Below are 8,071 nucleotides of genomic sequence, written 5' to 3'. Positions count from 1 at the left end.
TTGTTCTTCGGCATGTCGCCGTTCTCTCCTCGTCGGTGGCGCCGCCCCGCCGGCCCGTGCGGTCCGGCGCACGGCGGCGCCAGCGGCCCGGCGGGCCCGGCGGAGCCGCCGGTCAGCGCGGCTGGGCGTCCAGCCAGACGGCGGTGTCCGGCGGCAGCGTCCGCCAGTCGCACGGACCGCTGGCCAGCAGCGGCTCGGCCGCGGACGGCGGCAGGGGCAGCGGGGCGCCGGAGAGGTTGACCCGGCACTCCAGGGCGCCCTTGCGGAAGGCCAGCTCACCCTCCCGGGCCGGCAGCCAGGCGAAGCTCTCGTCCCCGGTGAAGGAGCGGCGGGTCTTCAGCGCCGTCCGGTACAGCTCCAGGAAGGAGTCCGGCCGGCCGGACTGGGCCTCCACCGAGTACTCGCCCCAGCCGCCGGGCTGCGGCAGCCAGCTTCCGCCCGGGCCGAACCCGCAGGACGGGCCCGAGCGCTCCCAGGGCAGCGGTACGCGGCAGCCGTCGCGGCCCTTGCGGGCGTTCCCCGTCCGCTCCCACATCGGGTCGCGCAGCGCCTCGCGCGGCAGGTCGGCCACTTCCGGCAGGCCCAGTTCCTCGCCCTGGTAGAGATAGGCGGTGCCGGGCAGCGCCAGGGTGAGCAGCGCGGCGGCGCGGGCCCGGCGGCGGCCCGCCTCCTCGTCGGCGGCAGGCTCGCGGCCGTCCGACATCAGCCAGGCGGTGGTGTCGGTGCCGGCGGGCAGGGCGTGGCGGCTGAGGTGGCGCACCACGTCGTGGTTGGACAGCACCCAGGTGGGCAGCGAACCGACCGAGCGGGCGCCCTCCAGCGAGGAGTCGATGACCTCGCGGTAGGCGCCGGCGTCCCAGGGACAGCGCAGATAGGGGAAGTTGAACGCCTGGTGGAGTTCGTCGGGCCGGGTGTACAGCGGCAGCCGCGCCTGGCTGACGCCCGCCTCGGCCACGGCGATCCGGGGCGGAGCGTACTCGTCGAGGATCTTCCGCCAGGCCCGGTGGATGTCGTGGACCTCGTCGCGGTCCCAGAAGGGGTGGTCGTGTCCCTCGGGCGGCGCGTTGAGGGGGGCGGAGTCGGATCCGTTGGTGTCGCGCAGCGGCGGGGCGAGGTCCTTGCGCATGCCGTGCGCCACGTCGATGCGGAAGCCGTCGACGCCCAGGTCGAGCCAGAACCGCAGGATGCTCTCGAACTCGGCGACGACCTCGGGGTTCTCCCAGTTCAGGTCGGGCTGCTCGGCGGCGAAGATGTGCATGTACCACTGGCCGTCCGGCACCCGGGTCCACACCCCGCCGCCGAACTTGGACTGCCAGTCCGAGGGCGGCTCGCCGCCGTCCGGGCCGCGGCCGTCCATGAAGACGAAGCGGTCGCGGGCGGGTGAGCCGGGCGGGGAGGCCAGCGCCTCGGCGAACCAGGGGTGCTCGCTGGAGCAGTGGTTGGGGACGATGTCGACGATGACCTTCAGCCCCAGGGCGTGCGCCCTGACCAGGAGCTCGCGGAAGTCGTCCAGGGTGCCGTGGCGCGGGTCGACGTCGCGGTAGTCGCTGACGTCGTAGCCGCCGTCGGCCCAGGGCGAGCGGTAGAAGGGGGTGAGCCACACCGCGTCCGCGCCCAGCTCGGCGACGTGGCCGAGGCGGTCGGTGACCCCCTTCAGGTCGCCCATGCCGTCCCCGTCGGCGTCGGCGAAGCTGGGCACGTATATCTGGTAGACGACGGACTCCCGCCACCAGTCGGCGTCGTCGCCTCGGGACGTGCTCTGTGTCACGGCTGCCTCTCGGATCCTGCTTGTAAGACAAGCCGAATTATTGGGTCGCCACTCGGTTCACGGTCAAGAAATGCCCGGGATACGAGCACGTGACATATGCCATGTCCGGCGATGTCCGGACTCCCCGCTCCGGCTCGCCGCCCTCGTCACGCGGTTCGCCGGGGAATGCCCGGGTAACCGTCCTCACACCGTCCGTGCCCTGCCCCGCACGGCGCCGGGTCGCACACTGGTTCCCTCCCCCGTCCGGAAGCGGGGGCGTCCACGGAGGATTCGATGAACGCCGTACCGGCAGCGCAGCAGACCGACGGCCTGGTGAACTGGGCCACCGGTCTGATGGAGACCCTCGGCGCCCCCGGGGCGGGCCTGGCCATCGCCCTGGAGAACCTCTTCCCCCCGCTGCCGAGCGAGGTGATCCTGCCGCTGGCCGGGTTCAGCGCCAGCCGCGGCGACATCAGCCTCTTCGCCGCCCTGCTGTGGACCACGCTCGGCTCGGTGGCCGGGGCGTTCCTCCTGTACTGGGCGGGCGCGCTCCTGGGCCGGGAGCGGACCCTGGCCGTCGCGCGGAGGATCCCGCTGCTGAAGCCCTCGGACATCGAGAGGACCGAGGCGTGGTTCGCCAGACACGGCACCAAGGCGGTCTTCTTCGGGCGGATGGTCCCGGTCTTCCGCAGTCTGATCTCGGTCCCCGCCGGCGTCGAGCGCATGCCCGCGGCGACGTTCCTGACCCTGACCACGCTCGGCAGCCTGCTGTGGAACACCCTCTTCGTGCTGACCGGGTACGCGCTCGGGGAGAACTGGCACGCCGTGTCGGGCTACGTCTCGATGTACTCCAAGGCCGTGGTGGCCGTCATCGTCGTGGCCGTCGTGGGTTTCGTCGCCGTCCGCACGGTGAGGTACCGCCGCGGCGACGGGTAGGACGCCTCAGGTGCGCCCCTCCTCCTCCTGGGCCTCCTCCAGAACGGGTCCGGCCGTCATCCACCCGGCCCGCACCACCGTGAAGCCGGCCGCCTCGTAGGCGTCGCAGACCTGGTGGTCGTCGTCGACCACCAGGGCGACGGCGCGCTCCCGCGCCAGGCTCCGCAGCAGCTCGGGCTTGGCCACCCGGGCCGGGCGGCGGTCCCCTCCGCCGCGCATCAGCAGCGGTCCGCCCGGCAGGCCGTGCCGGGCCAGCCACCGGAGGGTGTCGCGGCGGCACCTCTCCGGCCGTCCGGTCACATAGGCGATCTCGTGCTCCTCCGCCGCGGCCAGCGCCAGTTCGACGCCCTCGGGCAGCGGCGGGTCGTCCGGGGCGGCGGCGAAGAAGGCGTCCCAGTCGCGGCGCCCGTCGAGGAAGCGCAGGCGGTGGCGGACGTCGGCGAGCGTCCCGTCCAGGTCGAACACCGCCAGTGAGCGGGACGCCATCGGTCACCTCCGGGTGCGGTACGGCAGTGGCGCTCCCGTCATGCTCCCACCGCGCCCGCACCCGCCGGTCACGGCCCCGCGTCCGCCGGCGGGCCGTCCACCCACCAGCGCAGCGCCTCCGTGGCCAGCTCGGGCGGCACCTCGTGGCCGCCGCCGAACTCCCGGTAGGTGACCGCGTAACCGGACCGCACCAGCTCGGGGACGAGGCGACGGCTGCACGCGCCGACCGGCAGTACGGGGTCCTCCCGGCCGTGGGAGACGAAGACGCGGGGGTGCCCGTGGTGGACCATCGGGGCCATGAACCCCGGCGAGAAGGCCAGCACCGCGCCGAACAGGTCCCCGTTGGCCAGCCCCAGCGAGAGCGCGTAGGAGGCGCCGTCGGAGAAGCCCGCCACCGCCAGCCCCGCCGGGTCCACCGGGAAGTGCCGGAAGACCTCGTGCAGCGCTGCGTCCAGCCGGGCCACGTCCGGACCGTAGCCGCCGCCGACGACGTCCCAGGTGGAGCCCGCCGCCTGGGGCGCGAGCAGGAGCAGCCGGCCGGACCCGGCCTGCGGCAGCAGCCAGGTCAGCGCCTGCTCCGCCGTTCCCCCGGCCCCGTGCAGCACCACCACCAGCCAGTACGGCCGCACGGGTGCTCCGGCTCCCGCGGACGGCGGGACACGCAGCAGCGCCCGCCCGTCCAGGCGGTGCGTGCCCGGCTCCCCCCGCGCGAAGCCGGGCGGGAGAGCTGCGGGCCGGGCGGACAGCCGGCCGTGCGGCACGTCCTCCCCGACATCCGGATGGGGAAGGGCCCGCTCCGGCCCCGGGGCGCCACGCGCTCCCTCTTCTCCGTCCGTCCCGGTCACTTCCGTTCCCTCCTCCGCCTGCGGCGCCCCGGCCCTCCGCCGGGCACCGTGCCCGGCGGGCGTCCGGCCGCCGCCCGGCGCCGTGGTACCCCCGGCGGCACGGCGCATGCCCTCCTCACCCGGGGGTACGCACCCCGCATGGCCGACAAAGAGGACACAGGCAGGAACGCCGGCAGGGACACGCCGTCGAAGTGGACCCCGGACGACGACAGGGTCCGGGAGATCCGGGAGGCCGAGCGCGAGCGCGGCGAGTCCCGCCCGTTCGACTACCCCTACGGCGAGCGCCGGGCCAATGTGCGGGCCAGGCGCCGCATCAGCAGGGAGGAAGCCGACGCGGACATGCCGCCGGGCCTCTCCGGGAGCTACGGCACCACCGGCGGCGGGCAGCCCGCGGGCCCCGCGCGCGCCCGGCCGGGCAGGTCGGTCGTGGGCGAGGACCCGGCCGGGATCGCCGACCGGAACGGCACGCCCGGGGAGAGGACCGGGGAGAAGGCCTCGGAGGAAGGAACCGGTGAGGAGACCCGGGAGGCCGGTGAGGGCACCGGACGCGGCTAGGCCCTGTCCGGCAAACAGCGCTGTCCGCCCGAAGGGCGGGCTCCTCGGTGTCCGGTGCGTGCGATCGCAGGGCGCAGGAGGAGAGCGCAGCGTGCCGCGCCGACGATCGACAACGCAGCGAGCGGGCGTGCCGGACACCGCGGAGCAGGCGGGATCTGCCGGACAGGGCCCAGCGGCCACCGGGGTGGAGTTCCGCCGCCGCGTCCCGGAGGGCGGCGCGGCCTCCGTTTCACCCCGGTTCGCCCGGGCACGCGGCCCGCATGAGTCTCTCCCGCCTCCTGCCGGACAGCACCCTGTCCCTGCTCGCCCAGGGTTACGCCTGGCTGCCCGACCGTATGCGCAGGACCACCGCTCCCCTGGTGCGCGCCCGGCTGCTGGGGAAGCCGACGGTCGCCGTGCGCGGGCCGGAGGCGGTCCGCTTCGTCTACGACGAGCGCCATGTGCGCCGCGGGCCGGCACTCCCCGAACCGGTGAAGAGCACCCTGTTCGGGCACGGCGCGGTGCACACCCTCGACGGTGAGGCGCACCGCGTGCGGAAGGCGATGTTCCTGTCGCTGCTGAAGTCCCCGCAGAACATCGCCGGCCTGGTCGGCGATGCCACCGCGGCGTGGGACGGGGCGGCCGCCCGGTGGGCGGAGCGGGAGCGGGTGGTGCTGTTCGACGAGGCGAGCCGGGTACTGGCCGGGGCGGTCTGCCGGTGGGCCGGCGTACCGCTGAAGGAGGCCGAGGCGGAGTCCGCCGCCCGCGATCTGGTGGCCATGGTGGACGGCTTCGCCACCCCGGGCCCGCGCCACTGGCGCGCCCGGTCGGCGCGCCGGCGCCGCGAGGCGTGGCTGGCGTCCCTCGTGGAGGGGGTGCGCGACGGCTCGGCGAGCGCGCCGGAGGGTTCGGTGGTGGATGTGGTGGCGCGGCACGTCGACGCCGACGGCGAACGGCTCGACGCGCGGACGGCCGCGGTGGAGATCCTCAACGTGCTGCGCCCCACCGTCGCGGTCTGCTGGTTCGTCGCCTTCGCCGCGCACGCCCTGCACCGGTGGCCGGAGCACCGGGCCCGGCTGGCCGAGGAGGCTCGCACGGGCGCCGGGCACGGCTTCGGGGGCGCGTACGCGGAGGCGTTCGCCCATGAGGTGCGCCGCTTCTATCCGTTCGCACCGTTCATCGGCGGCCTCGCCGCGGCCGACCTGACATGGCGGGGCGAGCCCGTCCCCCGGGGCGCGCTCGTCCTGCTCGACATCCACGGGCAGGACCACGACCCCGCTCTGTGGGAGGACCCGTACTCCTTCGACCCGCGGCGCTTCCTCGACCGCCCGCCGGAGCGGGACGAGCTGATCCCGCAGGGCGGCGGCGACCCGGCCGCCGGCCACCGGTGCCCGGGCGAGGACGTCACCGTGGCGCTGCTGACGGCCCTGTCGGCGCGGCTCTCCCTGCTGGAGTACGACGTGCCCGAGCAGGATCTGCGGATTCCGCTGCGCCGCGTCCCCTCCCGTCCGCGCAGCGGCTTCGTCGTCGCGAACGTGCGCCCGCCCGGCTGACCGGGCCCGGCCGCCGGGCCGTCAGCCCCCTCGGCCCTCGTCTTCCGGCCGTGTGTCCGGCCGCGCGTCCGGTACGTCCCGCACCTCGAACCCGCCGCGGCCGTCGATCCGCACCTCCCGCACCGCGTCGAAGCCGTCCGAACGGCGGGGTTCGCGCAGCCGCCGGAGCGTGTCGAAGAAGCCCGCCTCGGGCACGCGCTCCCTGCCCTGGCGCGCGGCGTTGCGCGCCAGGGCGTTGGGCACGTCCGGCGGGAACCAGTACGCCACCACCCGCGCGCCGTACGCGCGTCCCGCGGCGATCAGGGGAGCCCACTCCAGCGGCGAGGGGTTGGTGTTGTCCACGACCACCGGCCGCCCCCGCTCCAGCGCCTCCTCCACCAGGCGCATCTGCCGCCGCTGCCTGTGCCGGGCGGAACGCGGGAAGAGGTCCTTGCTGACCACGGTGTACTCGGCGGGCAGGCAGCGGGCGCGGAAGGTCGTCTTGCCCGAGCCCTGGAGGCCGACCAGCACGGCCAGTTCCGGGCGGGCCCGCGGCCCCTCGCCCGGGGCCGGCGGCCGCGGCGGTCCCGCCACGGCTGCTCAGCCCTCGCCCTCGGCCTTCTGCTGCGTCAGGCTCCAGGCGTACTGCAGCCAGTCCGACAGGGCGACGCTGCTCAGGCAGGAGGTGACCAGGCGGGTGGCGCGCGGAGCCGTCGCGTAGCCCATCGTCAGACCACTGGCGATCCACATCGCCACGCAGAAGGGGCAGGCCAGCAGCTCGCCCACGGACCGGTGCAGCCCGTGTCCGCGGGGCACGTCCATGACCTCGGCGCCGTGGAGGCTGCCGGTGCGGCGGGTGAAGGGGGCCCGCAGGAAGCTGGTCACCTTGTCCTTGGTCAGCAGCCGGGAGCTGCGGTAGGTGGCGACCCCCATCAGGAGCAGGTCCAGCGGGGGGATCCGCTCGGGCAGCTGCCGGCCCGACGCCCTCATGCGCCAGGCGAACACCCCCGCCCCGGTCGCGTAGACGCCCGCCAGCGTGGCGAGTCCGCGCAGGGAGACCTCCCCCTCCTCGGAGTACTCGTCCGCGCCGGTGACCCGGCCCACCGTCTCGGCGGCCTGGTCCATGGCACCACTCATTCGACTCCTCCTCGTCACCGGTCCGCAAAAAGGCCTCGCGCCCCGCACCCGGCTTCCCGCGCCCGGCGCGCGCCCGTGTCAGGGCCTGGGATTCGTACGCCGCCACCGGGGGCGCGCGTCGGCCCCTCCGCGTCCCGCGACCGAGGCGCACCGCGGGCACAGCCGCCGCACGCGGTCGGCCGCACCGCCCGACTCGGGGATGACGTCGGTCCACGCCACGTGCGGGAAGCGGTCGAGCCGTGAGCGGCTGAGGGACAGCCCGCACACGGTCTGGTTCATGCCCTGCTCCCAGGCGTGCACCTCGCCCGCGGGCAGCCGGACGTTGTCCTCCTCGTCGGTCCACCGGCCCGACGCGGCCACGGCGTATCGCTTGCGTACTGACACGGGGTACGGGTTTCCCCGGAGGACGTCCCCACACCCTTGTCCGCGCGGTTTCCGCAGCTCCCGGGGCTCCGGGCCCGCCGCCCGGGCTCCTTACCCCCTCGCCGGGCCCTCCCCGTCGCCGGACGCCGTGCCGTCCGCCGCGCCCGCGCCGCGGCGTCGGCGGCTCACTCGGAGTGCGCCGCCGGTTCCTCCCGGCGGTGGAGCCTGCCACCCGCGCGGAACTCGTGGATGGCGTGGCCCTGCTCGCCCGCGGTCAGCATCACCTGCTCCCAGCCGAGCGCGCGGTTCCCCGTGGCGAACAGCGGGCCGCTCTCCCGGTCGCCGACCAGTGTGCGCAGCAGCCCGGCCGCCCGCTCGCTGATGTCCCCCTCGCCCTCGGGCACCGGCCGGCCGCAGACCCCGGTCACCCGCCTCGCCGGGAGGTCCACGTCCTGGATCTCCAGGGAGAGCAGGTCCAGCACCCGCAGGTC

At 75.3% G+C, this 8,071-nt stretch carries 10 protein-coding genes; 3 read left to right on the top strand and 7 right to left on the bottom strand.

Annotated elements, in window-relative coordinates; translation table 11 throughout:
• Nucleotides 1-112: 112 nt before the first annotated feature.
• Nucleotides 113-1,768, bottom strand: a complete 1,656-nt coding sequence (locus tag ACLIYP_RS28080) for a glycoside hydrolase family 13 protein (RefSeq protein ID WP_412715901.1) — start codon at nt 1,766-1,768, stop codon at nt 113-115.
• 273 nt (nt 1,769-2,041) lie between these two features.
• Here ACLIYP_RS28080 and ACLIYP_RS28075 point away from each other — a divergent pair, with 273 nt between their 5' ends.
• The gene (locus tag ACLIYP_RS28075; RefSeq protein WP_412715900.1) at nt 2,042-2,683 is read left to right on the top strand and encodes a DedA family protein; all 642 of its coding nucleotides are present in this window, start codon (nt 2,042-2,044) and stop codon (nt 2,681-2,683) included.
• Between the two features lie 6 nt (nt 2,684-2,689).
• On the opposite strand, the gene ACLIYP_RS28070 is transcribed toward ACLIYP_RS28075, so the two are convergent.
• Nucleotides 2,690-3,169, bottom strand: a complete 480-nt coding sequence (locus ACLIYP_RS28070; RefSeq protein WP_412715899.1) for a phosphatase domain-containing protein — start codon at nt 3,167-3,169, stop codon at nt 2,690-2,692.
• Nucleotides 3,170-3,237: 68 nt separating this feature from the next.
• Nucleotides 3,238-4,014, bottom strand: coding sequence for an alpha/beta hydrolase (locus ACLIYP_RS28065; protein WP_412715898.1), 777 nt, complete (start codon nt 4,012-4,014; stop codon nt 3,238-3,240).
• 138 nt (nt 4,015-4,152) lie between these two features.
• Between ACLIYP_RS28065 and ACLIYP_RS28060 the strand changes: the two genes are divergently transcribed.
• The gene (locus ACLIYP_RS28060; protein WP_412715897.1) at nt 4,153-4,569 is read left to right on the top strand and encodes a hypothetical protein; all 417 of its coding nucleotides are present in this window, start codon (nt 4,153-4,155) and stop codon (nt 4,567-4,569) included.
• Between the two features lie 260 nt (nt 4,570-4,829).
• Nucleotides 4,830-6,101, top strand: coding sequence for a cytochrome P450 (locus ACLIYP_RS28055; protein ID WP_412715896.1), 1,272 nt, complete (start codon nt 4,830-4,832; stop codon nt 6,099-6,101).
• 21 nt (nt 6,102-6,122) lie between these two features.
• On the opposite strand, the gene ACLIYP_RS28050 is transcribed toward ACLIYP_RS28055, so the two are convergent.
• From ACLIYP_RS28050 to ACLIYP_RS28035, 4 genes are all read right to left on the bottom strand, one after another.
• The gene (locus ACLIYP_RS28050) at nt 6,123-6,674 is read right to left on the bottom strand and encodes an AAA family ATPase (RefSeq protein WP_412715895.1); all 552 of its coding nucleotides are present in this window, start codon (nt 6,672-6,674) and stop codon (nt 6,123-6,125) included.
• A gap of 6 nt (nt 6,675-6,680) precedes the next feature.
• Nucleotides 6,681-7,217 (bottom strand): DUF1360 domain-containing protein, encoded by a 537-nt coding sequence (locus ACLIYP_RS28045; RefSeq protein ID WP_412715894.1) that lies wholly within the window; start codon nt 7,215-7,217, stop codon nt 6,681-6,683.
• A gap of 78 nt (nt 7,218-7,295) precedes the next feature.
• Entirely contained in the window at nt 7,296-7,601 is a 306-nt protein-coding gene (locus ACLIYP_RS28040; protein ID WP_412715893.1) for a hypothetical protein, read from the bottom strand.
• Between the two features lie 164 nt (nt 7,602-7,765).
• Nucleotides 7,766-8,071, bottom strand: a 306-nt coding sequence (locus tag ACLIYP_RS28035) for a hypothetical protein (RefSeq protein WP_412715892.1), incomplete at its 5' end; no start/stop codon positions are given.

Origin of the sequence: Streptomyces nanhaiensis, assembly GCF_046614825.1 — a bacterium.
In the GTDB taxonomy this organism is placed as follows: domain Bacteria; phylum Actinomycetota; class Actinomycetes; order Streptomycetales; family Streptomycetaceae; genus Streptomyces; species Streptomyces radiopugnans.
The sequence above is the reverse complement of the archived record's forward strand: the minus strand, read 5'-3'. Positions and strand labels throughout refer to the sequence as shown.

Bases quoted from the DNA above. Each gene is read 5' to 3' on its own strand.
- ACLIYP_RS28075 (WP_412715900.1), top strand. From the start codon at position 2,042: ATGAACGCCGTACCGGCAGCGCAGCAGACCGACGGCCTGGTGAACTGG.
- ACLIYP_RS28070 (WP_412715899.1), bottom strand. From the start codon at position 3,169: ATGGCGTCCCGCTCACTGGCGGTGTTCGACCTGGACGGGACGCTCGCC.
- ACLIYP_RS28060 (WP_412715897.1), top strand. From the start codon at position 4,153: ATGGCCGACAAAGAGGACACAGGCAGGAACGCCGGCAGGGACACGCCG.
- ACLIYP_RS28055 (WP_412715896.1), top strand. From the start codon at position 4,830: ATGAGTCTCTCCCGCCTCCTGCCGGACAGCACCCTGTCCCTGCTCGCC.
- ACLIYP_RS28045 (WP_412715894.1), bottom strand. From the start codon at position 7,217: ATGAGTGGTGCCATGGACCAGGCCGCCGAGACGGTGGGCCGGGTCACC.